Here is a 16,312-nt window from a genome sequence, read left to right as displayed (position 1 = left end):
AAGACGGATTGTAACGACGCCCGGTACTTACCCGAAGCCTGCAGGGTTTGCGCGGCCGCCGACCTGCACGGCAGCTGGCAAAACGTCGCCAATTCCCAACTCGCCCGCTCCGGCGCCCGCCGCCGCGATGTTGCAAAACGTAAGGCGCGGCTAAACTCCCGCTCATGAAGTTTGCGCATCGGCTCGTACTGGGATGGATTTGCTGCCTGCTGCCGCTTGCGGCCGGCGCGCAGTGGCAATGGGTCGACAACCAGGGCAAGAAGGTCTTCAGCGACCAACCTCCGCCTTCGAACGTGCCCGAGAAGAACATCCTGCGCCGCGCGGGCGTGCCGCCTTCGCGCGGTGCCGCCGCCACCGCACCGGTCGAAGCGGCACCGGCGGCCGAGGCCGCGCCGCCCAAGCCCGCGGGCGTCGACAAGGAGCTCGAGGCGAAGAAGAAGAAGGCCGAGGACGAGGAAAAGGCCCGGCAGGACGCCGAGGCCGCGAAGGTCGCGAAGGCCAAGGCCGAGAACTGCGACCGCGCGCGCCAGGCCAAGGCCACCTACGACAGCGGCATGCGCGTCGCGCGGGTCAACGCCAGCGGCGAGCGCGAGATCCTCGACGACACGGCACGCGCCGCGGAACAGAAGCGGCTGCAGTCGATCATCCAGAGCGACTGCAAGTAGCCGTCAGCGCGTTCGGTCAGTAACCGGCCTTGCCGCCCTTGCGCTGCTTGGCAAAGAGCCCGGTGCCCCGGGCGCCCTGGCGCTGGAAGCGTTCGCGCCGCGCCACCTTCGGGTCGACCGCGAGCGGCCGGCAAAGCTCCACGCGGTCGCCGTCCTGCAGCGGCTGGTCCCAGGCCGCTTCCCTGCCCCAGACGCCGGGCGTCATCGTGCTGCGCCAGTCCAGTTGCGGAAAGCGCTCGGCCAGCGCGCTCGCACCCACCGCATCGGCGAGCGTGGCACCGGGCGCAAGCCGCAGGGCCTGCTCGAACACCTCACGCGGCGCGGGCGAGCAGCTCAGCGTGACTTCGATCATCAGGCGCTGCCGTAGACCTGCTCCGCGCGCTTCACGAAGGCCTCGACGAGGCTCGATGGGATGGTGTCGAACACCGGTCCCACGAGCGCCTGCAGCGCGAAGTTGCTGAAGCCGTAGCTCATGTGCAGTTCGACCCGGCAGGCGCGTTCGCCGGGTTCCCCGACGGGCGCGAATTTCCAGGTGCCGTCGAGGTTGGAGAACGGCCCGTCCACGAGCTTGAGCTGCACCTCGCGGCCCGGCACGTGGGTGTTGCGGGTGGTGAAACTCTGGTGCAGGCCGGCAAACGCCAGGCCCACTTCGGCGGTCATGCCGGCTTCGTCTTCCTCGATGACCCGGGCCTTGTCGCACCAGGGCAGGAACTGCGGGTATTTCGCCACATCGGTGACGAGCGCGTACATCTCTTCGGCGCTGTACCAGATGAGAACGGACTTGTTGACTGTTTTCATGAATCGGATCGGGAGAGCGATTCATTGTAGGGAGCCTCCGCCCGGCCCCCACCTCCGCGCGGGAGGCCCTTGCCTCAACCAGAACGCGACCAGGCCGCCATCAGTGTGTTGGATGGCTGCGTCTCGTCGAGCAGCTTGCGCGCGGTGTCGACACCGGCCACCGGCAGGCCCGCGGGATCGAGCATCCCGACCTGCACCAGCACGCTGGCCTGGTCCCAGTAGATGTGCTCGTGGCAGAGCTTGTCGCCGCGAAACTTGACGATCGCCACCAGCGGGATCTCCACCGGCCGGCCCGTTGGCGCGACGCCGGGCAGCATCCAGTCGATCTCGCAGGTGTGGGTGAAGCTGAACAGGACCTCGTCCACGATCTGCGTCGCGCCCACGGTGCGCGAGATCGGCACGAGCCGCGTGTCCGGCGGATTGCTGTCGACGAAATGGTGCTGGTAGAAGCGGCTCAGCATCGCATGCCCCACCCCGCCGGTCATGGTCGGAATGTGATTGACGTAGGGCTCGGCAACCATCGTCGCCATCGTGTCGGCCACGTTGCGCGTGGCGAACTCGTATTCGCAATGCTTGTCCCACAGCGCCGAGAAGTCGTAGTGCGGGCCCATCTCGCGCCGGAAGGCGGCCACGCTGCGCTCGTGCGCCATCAGCGCGGAAGGCTTGTGGTAGTGGGCGCCGCCGAGCCGCGCGAACGCATGGTCGACGCCCGGGTAGACATGGAGCGCGCAACCCGGCCGCGCGCCCAGCGCTTCGACGATGCGCGTGCGCGCCTCGGGCGGGCAGAAGCCATCGAGCTCGGGAATGTGCAGCACGAGCCGGCCGCGGATGCGACCGGCCTCCTCGAGCCGCTGTTCGATGCCCACGCCGTAGTAGCCCACGCAGACCTCGGCATCGGTGCGGCAGGCCGCGAGGTAGGCGAGCTTGCCGCCCAGGCAGAAGCCCAGCACGCCGGCCTTGCCTTGCTGCTCGGGCAAAGAGCGCAGGAGCGCCAGCGTGGCGGCGATGTCCTCGACGCCCTTGTCCTCGTCGAAGCCCTGGTAGAGCGCGAAGGCTTTCTGCCAGTCGTCGGGTGTGTCGCCGAGCTCGACCTCGGGCTGCTGTCGCCAGAACAGGTCGGGCGCGAGCACGGTGTAGCCCTCCTCGGCGTAAAGATCTGCGACCTCCCGCATGGTGGCGTTGACGCCGAAGATCTCCTGCGCCAGCACGATGCCGGGGCCATGCCCTGCGTCCGGAACGGCGAGGTACGCGCGGAAGCTGCCGCTGCCGTCGATGGCGGGCACCTGCAGCCATCGGCCTTGTCGAGCTGTCATGTCGTGGTTTTCCTCTTTGGCTGTGCGTTCAGGCCGGCACGCCGTCGCGCAAGGTAGTGAATTGCCCGCAGGCGTAGAGCAGCGGCAACTCCTGGGCATCGGTGATGCGCGCCGCCTTGACCTCGCCGATCAGCATGGCGTGGCTGTGCGCGACCATCATCTCGTCGACCACGCAATCGAACACCGCGAGCGCGCCGCGCAGCACCGGCGCACCGGTCACCAACGTTTCCCAACACGCCGAAGCAAAGCGGTCGCCGGGCTCGTCGCCGCGCCGCGAGAACGCCAGCGCCAGCGCCGACTGATCGAGCGACAGCAGGTTGACGGCCATGCGGCGGCTTTGCGCGATGGTGCGGAAACTGCTGCCCTGCAGGTTGACGCAAGCCAGGATGCGCGCGGGCTCGGCCGAGAACGAGGTCACGGCCGTGGCCGTGAGGCCGACCGGCGTCTGCCCGTCGGTGCTCGTGACCACTGTCACCGCACCGACCAGGCAGCGCATGGCGCGGCGGAAATCACCTGCGCCCACGCTGGGTTCGCAGCGCAGCGTCTCGATGGCCCGGAATTCGCCGCGCATGGTCAGGCCGCCTCCGGCTGCGGCGCCAGCGAGCGCAGGTAGGCGCTGCTGGCGTCGGGCGTCATGAAGAACTCGGCGTAGTCGCGCGGATCGTCGAAGCCGTTGACGAAGCGCCGTGCCACGGCGGCGTGGCCCTGGGCTGCGCCCAGCACCTCTAGCACGTGCGGAGGCGGCGGCTGCAGCATCGCGTTGGTCCATTCGACCACGTGGCGCGCGTAGTGCCAGTAGCGGTCGAAGGCCGACTGCATGAACGCGGCGTCGTAGGCGCCCTCGCCATGGGCGAGGATGGCGCGCAGGTAGGCGTCGGCGCACTTGGCGGCGTTGTTCGAGCCCTGGCCGGTGATCGGATCGTTGAGGCAGACCACGTCGCCCATGCCGAGCACGGCGCGCCCCGAGGGCAGCAGCCCGACCGGCTTGCGCACCGTGGGCGTGAAGCGCCCGGCCAGGATGCCGTTGTCGTCGGTCAGGCGCACGTCGCGGCAGCGCTCGGCCTCCCAGGGGGTGAACGTGTCGAGGATCCACAGCGAACGCGCGAGATGCTGCTCGGGCGTCTTCACATCGGCCCAGCAGTCCATCGGACCGCCGGGCACGCCCTCGAACACCATGATCTCGCAAGGCCCCGAGAGCGTGAGCGCGGGGAACACGAAGTACTCGCCAACGCCGGGGATCAGGTTGAAGTTGACGGCCGAGTAGTCGGCGCGCGGCGTCATGCCATGCACATAGGTCAGGGCCAGTGCGCGCTGCGGCTTGTCGTAGGGCGAGCGCTCGGCATCGCGCTCGAACATCTGCGCGATCTCGCCCTTGCCGGCAGCCACGATCACCAGGTCGTGCGAGCGGGTCCAGCGCTCGAGGTCCTCGACGCCGGCGTCCTGGAACAGCAGCTCCCCGCCGCGCTCGGCGAAGGTCTGCATCCAGGCCGGTACCTTCACCCGCTGGTCGACCGAGCGCGCGGGCGCATCCAGGCGATGCGACCACCCGAGCAGCTTCTCGCCGGGCTTCTCGGGATGCGGAACCGTGAAGCCGATGCCCTCGACGGGCGGGCAGCGCTCGCCCCACTGGTCGAGGCCGAGGTCGCGCTCGATCTGCAGGCTGCTGTCGAACATGCACTGGCTCGACATCACGCGGCCCGCAGCGATGTCCTCGGCGCTGCGGTTCGAGACCACGGTCACCTCGTGCCCCTCGCGCTGGAGGCCCAACGCCAGCTGCAGGCCCGATTGCCCGGCGCCGACGATCATGAAACGGCGCGGCTTGGCGCCCTGCGATGCGATGTTGCTCATGGGAAAGCCTCGTGGGTGGGGAAGAAAAGGGGTCGGCGGCGCTCTTCAGGCCGCGAGCTTGGGAATGGCCGGCTCGCCCTGCTCCGGGCCCATGGCCGAGTAGCCGCCGTCCACCGACCAGTCGGCGCCGGTGACGAACGAAGCCTTGGCCGAACACAGGAAGGCCACGACATGGCCGACCTCGACCGGGTCGCCCACGCGGCCGAGCATGTGGAAGGGCTTCGCCACCGCATCGGTCCTGGCGCGGTTGCCACCGCTGAGCTGGTCCATCACGGCCGACCAGGTCCAGCCCGGCGACACGGAATTGACGCGCACGTTCATCGGCGCCAGGTCCAGCGCCATGTTGCGCGTGAGCTGCACCAGCGCGGCCTTGCTTACCGGATAGAGCCATCGCCCGGTCTGCGCCACACCCGAGGAGATCGAGGTGAAGTTGACGATGGCGCCGCCGCCCGCCGCCTGCATGAAAGGCAGCACGGCGCGCGCCATCATCGCTGCCGAGACCACGTTCACGTCGAGCGCGGCCTGCCATTCGGCGCGCGGCGAGGCGAGGCCGTTGTCGAGGTAGCTGCAGGCGAGGTTCACGAGCCCGTGGATGCGGCCCTCGGCGTCCGCCGCCTGCGCCACGCAGGCCTGCACCGCGCTGTCGTCCGTGATGTCCGTGGCGATGAACGTCGCACCGATCTCGCGCGCCACCGCTTCGCTGCGCGCCACGTCGATGTCGGCCAGCACCACGCGTGCGCCGGCATCGCGCATGCAGCGGCCAACGCCCGCACCGATCAGGGTCGCGCCACCGGTGACGAGCACCGTCCTGTCCTGCAAGTCCTTGTCGCTCATGCACTTTCTCCTGGTTGGTCCCGTTGTCAATCGGCTGCAGGTACTTTAGATTTGAAGGATTCGCTGCCCAATCCGGATTGCGCAGCGCGCTGTCCGCAAAACGCATTTATTCGCTTTTCGACGCTGCTCCGCATGCCACACGCTGTCGCGCAACCGGCCACGCTCCCCCTGGCGCGCTACGCCGTCATCGCCACGCCCGACCTCGACCAGGCCCGCGACGAAGTGGCGCGCATCTTCTGTCCGCACCGGCTGCACCTGGGGCACGGCAGCGCGCGCTTCGATGCGCGGCACCACGTGGCGCCGCTGGGCGACATCTCGCTGAACTACGTGCAATACGGCGCCGAAGTCGAGATCGATCCCGGCTGCCTCGGCGACTTCTACCTGCTGCAGATACCGTTGCGGGGCAGCGCCCAGATCGACTGGGCAGGCCGGTCCTTCACGTCCGACGCGCACCGGGCCTCGCTCGCCTCCCCGAGCAAGCCGCTGCGCATGCGCTGGGGCGACGACACGCCGCACCTGATCGTGAAGATCGCCACCGCGGTGGTGCAGCGCCACTGGGCGTCGCTGTGCGGCGAACCCGCCGGCGACCGGCCGCTCGAGTTCGAGCCTGCGGTCGCGCTCGACGAGGGCGCAGGCGCGAGCGTGAAGCACCTGGTCGATTTCCTGGCGCAAGAGCTCTCCTGCGGCCGCACGACGCTGACCACGCCCTTCCTGGCCCAGGCCGAATCGGGCCTGATCCACACGCTGCTCGGCCAGTTGCCGCACAACCAGAGCGGGCGGCTGTGCACCCCGCGCGGCGACGTCTCGCCGCGCGCGCTGCGCCGTGCGCGCGACTACATCGAGGCCCATCTGGCGGACGCCCTCACCGTCGACGAGATCGCCTCGGCCAGCGGGCTGTGCGTACGCAGCCTGCAGTTGGCATTTCGCGAGCACGCAGGCCTGACACCCATGGCCTACCTGCGAGAGAGGCGCCTGCTCGCGGTGCACCGTTGCCTCGCGGCGCCGGCGCACGACACCACCGTGACCTCGGCCGCGCTGGCATGCGGCTTCGGCCACCTGGGGCGATTCGCACAGGACTACGCGCGCCGCTTCGGCGAGTCGCCGCACCGCACGCTGCAGCGCCATCGCTGAGGCCGGTGCCGGTTTTCATAGAATCGATGCCCTGTGCATGCCGGGCGGTTGTCCGGGCGCCATGCGCCCCCAACTGACAACGATGGCCACCAAGAAAAAAGACACCACCTCCTCCCGCATCGCCGACAACAAGAAGGCCGCGTACAACTATTTCTTCGAAGAGCGCTTCGAGGCCGGCATGGTGCTCGAGGGCTGGGAAGTCAAGTCGCTGCGCGAAGGCAAGGTCCAGCTGACCGACGGCTACGTGGTGATCCGCGACGGCGAGTTGTTCGTCGTCGGCCTGCAGATCAATCCGCTCAAGAGCGCATCGACCCATATCAGCCCCGATTCGGTCCGCACCAAGAAATTGCTGCTGCACAAGGAAGAGATCAAGCGCCTGGTCGGCAAGGTCGAGCAGAAGGGCTACACGCTGGTGCCGCTCAACCTCCACTGGAAGGCCGGCAAGGTCAAGTGCGAGATCGCGCTGGCCAAGGGCAAGGCCGAGCACGACAAGCGCGACACCATCAAGGACCGCGAAGGCAAGCGCGAGGTCGAGCGCGCAATGAAGAGCCGCAGCCGCTGAAAGAAACTCGCGACTCCGGCCTACCGGAGTTGCCTCGCGCCCGGCATACACTGCCCGGTCGCCCGACCTGCCCTGCTGTCGGCGCGATTTTTCAACTGAAGGAGAAATTGCATGAAATTGCTCAGCGCCTCGATCCTCGCGGCGGCATTGCTCGCCGGCTGCGGCAGCATGTCGAACCAGACCGCCAGCGCACCCGACACGCCGACCCGCACGGCCGACGGCGTGCTGGTGGGGCCAAACGGCATGACGCTCTACACCTTCGCACGCGACACGGCCGGCGCGGGCACCTCCGCATGCAACGCCCAGTGCGCCGCCAACTGGCCACCGCTGCCGGTGGCCGAAACCGCCAAGCCCATGGGCGGCTACACCATCATCGCTCGCCAGGACGGCAAGAAGCAGTGGGCCTACAAGGGCTGGCCGCTCTACTACTGGGTGAAGGACAGCAAGCCCGGCGACAAGACGGGCGACGGCGTGATGAACGGCGCCTGGAAGGTTGCGCGTCCCTGAGCGACCGCTGTCGGTCCGCTGGCCGCAAGGGCCCCGGTGCTGCCGGGGTTTTTTTTCGTCCGCGTCAGCTGCTGATCAGTGCGCGCCCGGCAGCACCTTGTCCGGCAAGGGCGTGCGGCGAGCGCGCAGCGCCAGCAATTCATTGAATACCAGTGCGCCGATCACCAGCACGCCGCCCGTCAGCACGCTCGCCGCGGGCTGTTCGCCCGCCCCGAGCCAAGCCAGCGCGATGCCGAAGATCACTTCGAGCAAGGCCAGCAGCGCGACTTCGGGTGCCTTGAGCACGCGTGCGCACAGCACCGACAGCACGCACGGGATCGCGAGCTGGAATACCCCCAGGAAGGCCAGCAGGCCCAGGTCGTGCGCGTTCGCCTGGAACGGCAGCGACAGCGGCAGCGTGAGCAGCGTGCTCAAGGCCGCGCCGATCAGCACCGCGGGCACAAGGTCGATGTTCTGGCCCCTGGCATTGGCATGCTGCACCACGGTCCAGTTCGTCGCGCCCGCGAGCGGCACGCAGAGCGCCACCAGCATGCCGGGCAGCGCGCCCCCGCCCCCACCCGTCATTTGAGCGCCGTACATCCAGGCGATGCCGAGACCGCCGACGACGATCGCCACCCAGGTCCGAAGCGGCAGCCGATGGCCGATGAAGATGCGTGCCGCCAGCGCCGTGAGCAGGGGCCCGAGCGACAGCGTGACCAGCACCCGTGCAGTCGATGTGAGCGTGAGTGCCACCATGAATGCGGTGAACATCACGGTCCAGCAGGCGCCCGAGATCCAGAGCGCCCGTCCGCCATGGCGGATCTGCGAGAAAACCGCCCGGCCGCGCCAGAGCGGCAGGATCACGAGCAGCGCCAGCATCGTGAAGAAGCTGCGCCAGAACGTGACCTCGAAACTCTGTGCCTGTTCAAGGTGGCGCGTGACGACGCCCGCCGTGCCCCACATCAGGGTCACGGCGACCATCAGCCACACCGCCCTGCCGTGAGTCAGGCGCATCGCCGGGCCAGCCGCCGCGTGCTCAGCTCGTCGTGTCGCGGCCGGCCCGCTTGCGCTCGTGCTCCTTCAGGAAGCGCTTGCGCAGGCGCACGCTCTTGGGCGTGATCTCGACCAGTTCGTCGTCCTCGATGAACTCCACGCCGTATTCGAGCGTGAGGTCGATCGGCGGCGTGATCTTGATCGCGTCTTCCTTGCCCGAGACACGGAAGTTGGTCAGCTGCTTGGTGCGCGTCGCGTTGACCACGAGGTCGTTGTCGCGGCTGTGGATGCCCACGATCATGCCTTCGTACACCGGATCGTTGGCCTTCACGAACATGCGGCCGCGGTCGTCGAGCTTGCCGAGCGCGTAGGTGAAGATCTCGCCGTCGTCCATCGAGATCAGCACGCCGTTCTTGCGACCACCGATGTCGCCCTTGTGCGGCTCGTAGCTGTCGAAGATGTTGCTGATGAGGCCCGAGCCGCGCGTCAGGTTCAGGAACTCGTTGGTGAAGCCGATCAGGCCCCGCGCCGGAATGCGGTACTCGAGGCGCACGCGGCCGCGGCCGTCCGGTTCCATGTTGACGAGCTCGCCCTTGCGCTCGCCCAGTGCCTGCATCACGCCGCCCTGGTGCTGTTCCTCGATGTCGGCCGTGACCAGCTCGATCGGCTCGTGCTTCTCGCCGTCGACGGTGCGGAACACCACGCGCGGCTTCGACACGGCCATCTCGTAGCCTTCGCGGCGCATGTTCTCCAGCAGGATGGTCAGGTGCAGTTCACCACGGCCCATCACCTCGAAGATGCCTTCTTCGCCGGTTTCGTTCACGCGCAGGGCCACGTTGTGCTGCAGTTCCTTCTGCAGGCGGTCCCAGATCTGGCGGCTGGTGACGAACTTGCCTTCACGGCCGGCCAGCGGGCTGGTGTTGACGCAGAAGTTCATCGTCAGCGTGGGCTCGTCGACCTTTAGCATCGGCAGCGGCGCCGGATTGGTGGGGTCGGTCACGGTCACGCCAATGCCGATGTCGGTGATGCCGTTGATCAGCACGATCTCCCCGGGGCCGGCCTCGGTCGACTGCACGCGGTCGAGGCCCTGGAAGGTCAGCACCTGGTTGACGCGGCCTTTAATCGACTTGCCGTCCGGGCCTTCCATCACCAGCACGTCCGTCATCGGCTTCAGGGTGCCCTGGCTGATGCGGCCCACGCCGATGCGCCCGACGAAGGTCGAGAAGTCGAGTGCCGAGATCTGCAGCTGCAGCGGCGCCTCGGGGTCGCCCGTCTGGGCCGGCACGTGCTCGAGGATGGTGTTGAACAGGGCCGACATGTCGGGGCCCCACTGCTCGCCGGGCGCACCCTCCTCGAGCGACGACCAGCCGTTGATGCCCGAGGCGTACACCACCGGGAAGTCGAGCTGTTCGTCGGTCGCGCCGAGCTTGTCGAACAGGTCGAAGGCGGCGTTGACCACCTTGTCAGGATTGGCGCCGGGCTTGTCGACCTTGTTGACGACCAGGATCGGCTTCAGGCCGAGCGCCAGCGCCTTTTTGGTCACGAAGCGGGTCTGCGGCATCGGGCCTTCCTGGGCATCGATCAGCAGCACCACGCCGTCGACCATGCTGAGCGCGCGCTCCACTTCGCCGCCGAAGTCCGCGTGGCCCGGGGTGTCGACGATGTTGATGTGCGTGCCCTGCCAAGTCACGGCGCAGTTCTTCGCCAGGATCGTGATGCCGCGTTCCTTCTCGATCGCGTTGTTGTCCATCACGGTGTCGACAACCTTCTCGTGCTCGGCGAAGGTGCCCGACTGGCGCAGCAACTGGTCAACCATCGTGGTCTTGCCATGGTCCACGTGGGCAATGATGGCGATATTGCGGATTTGCTTGTTGGTACTCATGGTGTCGCTTCGGTCTGTTGTGCGTTCAAAAGAATTTGCTGGATTTCGATGGGGTTCAGCAAGCGCCCCGGGATCAGTTCGCTGGCCTTGACATGGGCGGTGCCCAGGAAGGCCGGTGGGTCGGTGCCGAACACCGCCACCGCATCGGCGTCGCCCCAGTCGCCGCGGCGCCGCAACCCCGACAGGAAACGTGCCGCATCTTCGGCGCCGAGCGTGACGCGGCTGTGGCCGTCCACCAGGGCCTCGGCCGGCCGCAGTTGCGCGAGGCGCTCGTCCTCGTCCATGGCCTCGAGCGCCTCGAGCGTGACGCATTGCGCCTCGACGAAGTTGCCCGTGGCGATGCGGCGCAGCGAGGTCAGGTGGGCGCCGCAGCCGAGCGCCTCGCCGATGTCTTCGCCGAGCGTGCGGATGTAGGTGCCCTTGCTCACGCGGGCGGCGATGCGCAGTTCGGCATCGCCCGTGCGTTCGAGCGCGAGCATGTGGATGACGACGTCGCGCGGCGCGCGCTCGACCTCCACGCCCTCGCGGGCATATTCATAGAGCGCCTTGCCGTCCTTCTTGAGCGCGCTGTGCATCGGCGGCACCTGGCTGATCGAGCCGGCGAACTGCGCTTCGACGCGCACGAGGTCTTCGGGCGAGACCTGCACCGGCCGTTCGGCGATCACCTCGCCCTCGGCATCGCCGGTCGTCGTCTTGACGCCAAGCCGGGCCGTGGCCACGTAGGTCTTGTCTGCATCGAGGTGCAGTTGGCTGAACTTGGTGGCCGCGCCAAAGCACAGCGGCAGCACGCCGGTGGCCAGTGGATCGAGCGTGCCGGTATGGCCCGCCTTTTCGGCGCGCAACAACCACTTGGCCTTCTGCAAGGCCTGGTTGCTGGAGAGCCCCAGCGGTTTGTCGAGCAACAACACCCCATGCACAGGGCGCCGCTGCACCCGTGTGCGTGGCGCGTTCATCGTCAGTCGTCTTTCGAACGCGAAGCGACGGCCTGCGCAATCAGCGCATTCATGTCGGCCGCACGCTCGGTGGTGCGGTCGAACAGGAAGTGCAGCGTGGGCACGGTGTGGATGTGGAGGCGCTTGAACAGGCCGTTGCGCAGGAAGCCCGCGGCCTGGTTGAGCGCGTCGGTGGTCTCGGTCACGTCGCCCGTGAGCATGCTGAAGTAGATCTTCGCGTGCGCATAGTCGGGCGTGACCTCGACCGCCTGGATCGTGACCATGCCCACGCGCGGGTCCTTCAACTCGCGCGCGATCAGCTCCGTCAGATCGCGCTGGATCTGGTCGGCCACCTTGAAGGCGCGGTTGGGGGCGGCAGCTTTTCTCTTGGGCATGGCGTTCCTCGCATCGAGCGCTTAGAGCGTCCGGGCGATTTCCTTGATCTCGAAGAACTCGAGCTGATCGCCCTCTTTGATGTCGTTGTAGTTCTTGAGTTTGATACCGCACTCGAAGCCTTCGCGGACTTCGCGCACGTCGTCCTTCATGCGCTTGATCGAGTCGACCTCGCCCGTGTAGATCACCACGTTGTCGCGCAGCAGGCGGAAATGCGCGCTGCGGTTGACCGAACCTGAGGTGACGTACGAACCCGCGACCGTGCCGATCTTCGAAGCCACGAACACCGTACGGATCTCGGCCGAGCCGATGATTTCCTCGCGGCGCTCCGGCGCCAGCATGCCCGACATCGCGACCTTGATCTCGTCCACGGCGTCGTAAATGATGCTGTAGTAGTTCAGCTGCACGCCGTTGCCTTCGGCCAGCTTGCGCGCACCGGAGTCGGCGCGCACATTGAAGCCGATCACGACGGCCTTCGACGCGATCGCGAGGTTGATGTCGCTTTCGCTGATGCCGCCCACGCCGGCGTACACGATCTGCACCTTGACCTCTTCGGTCGCCAGCTTGAGCAGCGACTGGGCCAGCGCTTCCTGCGAGCCCTGCACGTCGGCCTTGATGATGATGCGCAGCGTCTGCACTTCGCCGGCCGAGAGGTCGGTGAACATGTTCTGCAAGTTCGCGGCCTGGGCCCTTGCCAGCTTGGTGTTGCGGAACTTGCCGGCACGGTAGGTGGCGATCTCGCGCGCACGGCGCTCGTCGCTCATCACCATGAACTCGTCGCCCGCTTGCGGCACTTCGGTCAGGCCCTGAATCTCGACCGGAATCGAAGGACCCGCGGTCTTGATGGTCTTGCCGTCTTCGTCGAGCATGGCGCGCACGCGGCCATAGGTCGAGCCCGCCAGCACCACGTCGCCGGTCTTGAGCGTGCCGGATTGCACCAGCACGGTTGCGACCGGGCCGCGGCCCTTGTCGAGTTGGGCTTCGATGACCAAGCCCTTGGCGGCGGCATCGACCGGCGCCTTGAGTTCCAGCACTTCGGCCTGCAGCAGCACCTGCTCGAGCAGGTTGTCGATGCCCTGGCCGGTCTTGGCCGACACCGGCACGAACGGCACGTCGCCGCCGTACTCTTCAGGCACGACCTCTTCGGCCACCAGTTCCTGCTTCACGCGGTCCAGGTTGGCGTCGGGTTTGTCCACCTTGTTGATAGCGACCACGATCGGCACGCCAGCCGCCTTCGCGTGCTTGATGGCTTCCTTGGTCTGGGGCATGACGCCGTCGTCGGCCGCCACCACGAGGATGACGATGTCGGTGGCCTGCGCACCGCGGGCACGCATGGCGGTGAACGCCTCGTGACCCGGGGTGTCAAGGAACGACACCATGCCGCGTTCGGTTTCGACGTGGTACGCACCAATGTGCTGCGTGATGCCGCCGGCTTCGCCCGAGGCGACCTTGGCGCGCCGGATGTAGTCCAGCAGCGAGGTCTTGCCGTGGTCGACGTGGCCCATGACGGTCACGACCGGTGCGCGCGGCAGGGCTTCTGCCTGCTGCGCCGACACGTCCTCGTCGGTGAAGGCTTCGGGGTCGTCCAGCGCGGCAACCACCGCGTTGTGGCCCATTTCCTCCACCAGAATCATGGCGGTGTCCTGGTCGAGCGACTGGTTGATGGTCGCCATCTGGCCCAGCTTCATGAGCTGCTTGATGACTTCCTGGGCCTTGACGGCCATCTTGTGCGCGAGCTCGGCCACCGTGATGGTCTCGGGCACGTGCACTTCGATAATGCGCGCCTCGACCGGTGCGGCCTGCACATGGTCTTCATGGCCTCCGCGGTCGTTGCCGCCGCGGCGCCCACGCGGGCCTCCGCGCCAGTTGCCGCGGCCAACGCCGCCGCTCGCATCGCCGCGGGTCTTGATTTCCTTCTTCTTGGCGGCAGGATCGCCGGCCCAGCTCGACGAGAGCTTGGCCGACTTGACTTCCTTGCCTGCGCCAGCGGGTGCTGCAGCACCCGGCGCGGCGGGCGCACCAGGGCGGGCCGCGGGCGCAGCCGGCTTGTGCAGCGTGCCCTTGACCGCCGCCTTTTCGGGCTGCGGCTTTTCGGGCGCCTTGTGCGGCACCAGCACACGGGCCGGCGCATTCATCATCGCGCGGATGGCTTCGGCCTCGGCGAGGGCCTTGCGGCGGCGTTCGTCGAGATCGCGGGCGCGGGCGGCTTCTTCGTCGGCACGGGCCTGGGATTCGGCGGCGGCCTTGGCCTTCGCGTCTTCCTTGGCCTGGGCCGCGGCTGCCTGCGCTGCCGCCTTGTCGTCGGCGGCCTGCTGCTCGGCAGCGGCTGCGGCGGGCGCAGGCGCCGGCGCGGCCGTTTCCTTCGCAGGCGAAGCGGCGGCATCGGCGGCCTTCTTCTTCTCGGCGGCGGCGCGTGCGGCTTCCTGTTCGGCCTGTTCGGCGCGCTCGGCCTTCTCGGCCTGTTCGCGTGCACGGGCTTCGGTTTCCTCGCGCAGGCGGCGCTTTTCGACGAGCTCTTCTTCCTGACGGCGGATCAGCTCGGCCTGGCGGCGCGCCTCTTCCTCGCGGCGGGCCAGTTCGGTCTCGTCGATGCGGGGTGCGGCGGGGGCCTCGGCGGGCGCCTCGGCAGCCGGCGGCGCTTCGGGCGCGACCGCGGGGCCATCGTCGCGCTGGATGAAGGTGCGCTTCTTGCGCACCTCGACCTGGATCGTGCGGGCGCGGCCCATGGCATCGGCCTGCTTGATCTCGCTGGTCGACTTCTTGGTCAGCGTGATTTTCTTGCGCTCGGGCTCGACAGTGCCGTGCGCGGCCTTCAGGTGGCCGAGCAGGCGCTGCTTGTCAGCCTCGGTGAGCGCGTCGGTGGCGGCCGCTTTGGGCACGCCCGCACTCTTGAGCTGGTCAAGCAGGGTTTCGGGAGTCTTCTTGAGTTCGTGCGCGAACTCGGCGACAGTGGTACTGGACATATTGGTTTCGTGCCTCCATGACCGTCACTCTTGGCCGGCGAACCAGTGTTCGCGGGCTTTCAAGATGAGGGCTTTGGCGTCATCGGCGCTGTGGCCGGTGATCTCGGTGAGTTCATCGACCGCGAGGTCGGCCAGGTCGTCACGGGTGTGAACACCCGCCTCGGCCAGCTTGGGAATCAGCTCGGGGTCCAGGCCTTCGAGGTCGCGCAGATTCTGCGAGACGGTCTCGACGCCCTCTTCCTTGGCGATTTCCATCGTCAGCAGCGCATCCTTGGCGCGCGAACGGAGTTCGTTGATCGTATCTTCATCGAACGACTCGATCTCCAGTAGTTCGGAGATCGGCACATAGGCCACTTCCTCGAGGCTGGTGAAGCCCTCGGAAATCAGGATGTCAGCGATTTCCTCGTCGACGTCGAGCTTTTCCATGAAGAGCTTGCGGCTCGCATCGGTTTCGCTCGCCTGCTTCTGGGCCGACTCGTTGGCGTCCATGATGTTGATCTTCCAGCCCGTGAGGTCGGAAGCGAGGCGCACGTTCTGGCCGCCGCGGCCGATGGCGATCGCGAGGTTTTCCTCGTCGACCACCACGTCCATGGCGTGCTTTTCCTCGTCGACCACGATCGACGACACGTTGGCCGGGGCCAGCGCGCCGATGACGAACTGGGCCGGGTCCTCGCTCCACAGCACGATGTCCACGCGCTCGCCGGCGAGCTCGTTGGTCACGGCATTGACGCGGGTGCCGCGCACGCCGACGCAGGTGCCGATCGGGTCGACACGCTTGTCGTGCGAGAGCACGGCGATCTTGGCGCGCGAGCCGGGATCGCGGGCACAGCTCTTGATCTCGAGCAGGCCCTGCTCGATCTCGGGCACTTCCTGGCGGAACAGCTCGATCATGAACTCGGGTGCCGAGCGCGAGAGGATGATGGGCGCGCCACGAAGCGTGAGGTCGACCTCCATGATCATGGCGCGCACGCGGTCGCCGTTGCGCAGGTTCTCCTTGGCGATCATCTCGCTGCGGCGCAGGCGCCCTTCGACGCGGCCGGCCTCCACGATGATGTCGCCCTTGTCGAGGCGCTTGACGGTACCCACGAAGATCTTGTCGCCGCGCGACATGAAGTCATTGAGCAGCATCTCGCGCTCGGCGTCGCGGATCTTCTGCAGGATGACCTGCTTGGCGGCCATCGCACCGATGCGGCCGATCGGCACGGAGTCGACCGCTTCCTCGATGTACTCGTCGACCTCGATGTCGGGCATTTCCTCGCGGGCTTCGAACAGGAGGATCTCCTGGTCGGGCAGCTGCAGGCCGGCCTCGTCCGGGACGACGTGCCAGCGGCGGAAGGTTTCATAGTCGCCGCTTTCGCGGTCGACCGAGACGCGGATGTCCACGTCGCCCTGGTGGAGCTTCTTGGTGGCTTGCGCCAGCGCGGATTCGACCGCGCCGAAGACCACGTCGCGTTCGACGTTCTTCTCGCGCGAGATCGCATCCACCAACATCAACATTTCGCGATTCATGCC

At 67.5% G+C, this 16,312-nt stretch carries 16 protein-coding genes; 4 read left to right on the top strand and 12 right to left on the bottom strand.

Translation table 11 applies throughout. The features are described 5' to 3' along the window. Positions 1-164: 164 nt before the first annotated feature. Positions 165-665, top strand: coding sequence for a DUF4124 domain-containing protein (locus AC3A6R_RS11795; RefSeq protein ID WP_487859181.1), 501 nt, complete (start codon positions 165-167; stop codon positions 663-665). 16 nt (positions 666-681) lie between these two features. Here AC3A6R_RS11795 and AC3A6R_RS11790 read toward each other — a convergent pair whose 3' ends face one another. The 6 genes from AC3A6R_RS11790 to AC3A6R_RS11765 all read right to left on the bottom strand — a co-directional run bounded on the left by AC3A6R_RS11790 (position 682) and on the right by AC3A6R_RS11765 (position 5,458). After that, a complete protein-coding gene (locus AC3A6R_RS11790) occupies positions 682-1,017 on the bottom strand; it encodes an RnfH family protein (RefSeq protein ID WP_487859182.1) in 336 nt (111 codons plus the stop codon). Further along, positions 1,017-1,463: a type II toxin-antitoxin system RatA family toxin gene (locus AC3A6R_RS11785; RefSeq protein WP_487864414.1), complete on the bottom strand. Its 447-nt coding sequence runs from the start codon at positions 1,461-1,463 to the stop codon at positions 1,017-1,019. The genes AC3A6R_RS11790 and AC3A6R_RS11785 overlap by 1 nt, the downstream gene beginning before the upstream one ends. A gap of 74 nt (positions 1,464-1,537) precedes the next feature. Next, the gene (locus AC3A6R_RS11780) at positions 1,538-2,776 is read right to left on the bottom strand and encodes a dienelactone hydrolase family protein (RefSeq protein WP_487859184.1); all 1,239 of its coding nucleotides are present in this window, start codon (positions 2,774-2,776) and stop codon (positions 1,538-1,540) included. A gap of 28 nt (positions 2,777-2,804) precedes the next feature. Next, positions 2,805-3,347 carry a flavin reductase family protein gene (locus AC3A6R_RS11775; protein WP_487859185.1) on the bottom strand — a complete coding sequence of 181 codons (543 nt, stop codon included), beginning with the start codon at positions 3,345-3,347 and terminating at the stop codon, positions 2,805-2,807. Between the two features lie 2 nt (positions 3,348-3,349). Continuing rightward, positions 3,350-4,624, bottom strand: coding sequence for a styrene monooxygenase/indole monooxygenase family protein (locus AC3A6R_RS11770; RefSeq protein ID WP_487859186.1), 1,275 nt, complete (start codon positions 4,622-4,624; stop codon positions 3,350-3,352). Positions 4,625-4,669: 45 nt separating this feature from the next. Beyond that, complete coding sequence (locus AC3A6R_RS11765; RefSeq protein WP_487864413.1) at positions 4,670-5,458, bottom strand: SDR family oxidoreductase; 789 nt, start codon at positions 5,456-5,458, stop codon at positions 4,670-4,672. 132 nt (positions 5,459-5,590) lie between these two features. Between AC3A6R_RS11765 and AC3A6R_RS11760 the strand changes: the two genes are divergently transcribed. From AC3A6R_RS11760 to AC3A6R_RS11750, 3 genes are all read left to right on the top strand, one after another. Beyond that, positions 5,591-6,589, top strand: a complete 999-nt coding sequence (locus tag AC3A6R_RS11760; RefSeq protein WP_487859188.1) for an AraC family transcriptional regulator — start codon at positions 5,591-5,593, stop codon at positions 6,587-6,589. A gap of 82 nt (positions 6,590-6,671) precedes the next feature. Then, the gene (smpB, locus tag AC3A6R_RS11755) at positions 6,672-7,151 is read left to right on the top strand and encodes an SsrA-binding protein SmpB (protein ID WP_487859189.1); all 480 of its coding nucleotides are present in this window, start codon (positions 6,672-6,674) and stop codon (positions 7,149-7,151) included. Between the two features lie 111 nt (positions 7,152-7,262). After that, positions 7,263-7,658, top strand: coding sequence for a COG4315 family predicted lipoprotein (locus tag AC3A6R_RS11750; RefSeq protein ID WP_487859190.1), 396 nt, complete (start codon positions 7,263-7,265; stop codon positions 7,656-7,658). 75 nt (positions 7,659-7,733) lie between these two features. On the opposite strand, the gene AC3A6R_RS11745 is transcribed toward AC3A6R_RS11750, so the two are convergent. Genes AC3A6R_RS11745 through nusA form a run of 6 tightly spaced genes read right to left on the bottom strand, consistent with a single transcriptional unit; the run spans position 7,734 to position 16,309 of the window. After that, positions 7,734-8,651, bottom strand: coding sequence for a DMT family transporter (locus tag AC3A6R_RS11745; RefSeq protein WP_487859191.1), 918 nt, complete (start codon positions 8,649-8,651; stop codon positions 7,734-7,736). A gap of 22 nt (positions 8,652-8,673) precedes the next feature. After that, positions 8,674-10,512, bottom strand: coding sequence for a translational GTPase TypA (gene typA / locus AC3A6R_RS11740; protein WP_487859192.1), 1,839 nt, complete (start codon positions 10,510-10,512; stop codon positions 8,674-8,676). Continuing rightward, the gene (gene truB, locus AC3A6R_RS11735) at positions 10,509-11,465 is read right to left on the bottom strand and encodes a tRNA pseudouridine(55) synthase TruB (RefSeq protein WP_487859193.1); all 957 of its coding nucleotides are present in this window, start codon (positions 11,463-11,465) and stop codon (positions 10,509-10,511) included. Before truB ends, typA begins: the two co-directional genes overlap by 4 nt. 2 nt (positions 11,466-11,467) lie before the next feature. Beyond that, on the bottom strand, positions 11,468-11,839 hold the full coding sequence (gene rbfA / locus AC3A6R_RS11730; RefSeq protein ID WP_198784014.1) for a 30S ribosome-binding factor RbfA: 372 nt from the start codon (positions 11,837-11,839) through the stop codon (positions 11,468-11,470). 21 nt (positions 11,840-11,860) lie between these two features. Further along, entirely contained in the window at positions 11,861-14,800 is a 2,940-nt protein-coding gene (gene infB / locus AC3A6R_RS11725; protein ID WP_487859194.1) for a translation initiation factor IF-2, read from the bottom strand. A gap of 24 nt (positions 14,801-14,824) precedes the next feature. Continuing rightward, complete coding sequence (gene nusA, locus AC3A6R_RS11720) at positions 14,825-16,309, bottom strand: transcription termination factor NusA (RefSeq protein WP_487859195.1); 1,485 nt, start codon at positions 16,307-16,309, stop codon at positions 14,825-14,827. Between the last annotated feature and the right edge of the window lie 3 nt (positions 16,310-16,312).

The organism is Variovorax sp. Soil_C_19 (assembly GCF_057657255.1).
Note: the sequence above shows the minus strand (reverse complement) of the source record. Positions and strands in the feature narration are given on the sequence as shown.

What these genes read in the sequence shown, in the direction of transcription:
- AC3A6R_RS11780 (WP_487859184.1), bottom strand. Translation starts at nt 2,776, where the DNA reads ATGACAGCTCGACAAGGCCGATGGCTGCAGGTGCCCGCCATCGACGGC.
- AC3A6R_RS11790 (WP_487859182.1), bottom strand. Translation starts at nt 1,017, where the DNA reads ATGATCGAAGTCACGCTGAGCTGCTCGCCCGCGCCGCGTGAGGTGTTC.
- smpB (WP_487859189.1), top strand. Translation starts at nt 6,672, where the DNA reads ATGGCCACCAAGAAAAAAGACACCACCTCCTCCCGCATCGCCGACAAC.
- rbfA (WP_198784014.1), bottom strand. Translation starts at nt 11,839, where the DNA reads ATGCCCAAGAGAAAAGCTGCCGCCCCCAACCGCGCCTTCAAGGTGGCC.
- AC3A6R_RS11750 (WP_487859190.1), top strand. Translation starts at nt 7,263, where the DNA reads ATGAAATTGCTCAGCGCCTCGATCCTCGCGGCGGCATTGCTCGCCGGC.
- truB (WP_487859193.1), bottom strand. Translation starts at nt 11,465, where the DNA reads ATGAACGCGCCACGCACACGGGTGCAGCGGCGCCCTGTGCATGGGGTG.
- AC3A6R_RS11785 (WP_487864414.1), bottom strand. Translation starts at nt 1,463, where the DNA reads ATGAAAACAGTCAACAAGTCCGTTCTCATCTGGTACAGCGCCGAAGAG.
- infB (WP_487859194.1), bottom strand. Translation starts at nt 14,800, where the DNA reads ATGTCCAGTACCACTGTCGCCGAGTTCGCGCACGAACTCAAGAAGACT.
- AC3A6R_RS11745 (WP_487859191.1), bottom strand. Translation starts at nt 8,651, where the DNA reads ATGCGCCTGACTCACGGCAGGGCGGTGTGGCTGATGGTCGCCGTGACC.
- AC3A6R_RS11760 (WP_487859188.1), top strand. Translation starts at nt 5,591, where the DNA reads ATGCCACACGCTGTCGCGCAACCGGCCACGCTCCCCCTGGCGCGCTAC.
- AC3A6R_RS11795 (WP_487859181.1), top strand. Translation starts at nt 165, where the DNA reads ATGAAGTTTGCGCATCGGCTCGTACTGGGATGGATTTGCTGCCTGCTG.
- AC3A6R_RS11765 (WP_487864413.1), bottom strand. Translation starts at nt 5,458, where the DNA reads ATGAGCGACAAGGACTTGCAGGACAGGACGGTGCTCGTCACCGGTGGC.
- AC3A6R_RS11770 (WP_487859186.1), bottom strand. Translation starts at nt 4,624, where the DNA reads ATGAGCAACATCGCATCGCAGGGCGCCAAGCCGCGCCGTTTCATGATC.
- AC3A6R_RS11775 (WP_487859185.1), bottom strand. Translation starts at nt 3,347, where the DNA reads ATGCGCGGCGAATTCCGGGCCATCGAGACGCTGCGCTGCGAACCCAGC.
- nusA (WP_487859195.1), bottom strand. Translation starts at nt 16,309, where the DNA reads ATGAATCGCGAAATGTTGATGTTGGTGGATGCGATCTCGCGCGAGAAG.
- typA (WP_487859192.1), bottom strand. Translation starts at nt 10,512, where the DNA reads ATGAGTACCAACAAGCAAATCCGCAATATCGCCATCATTGCCCACGTG.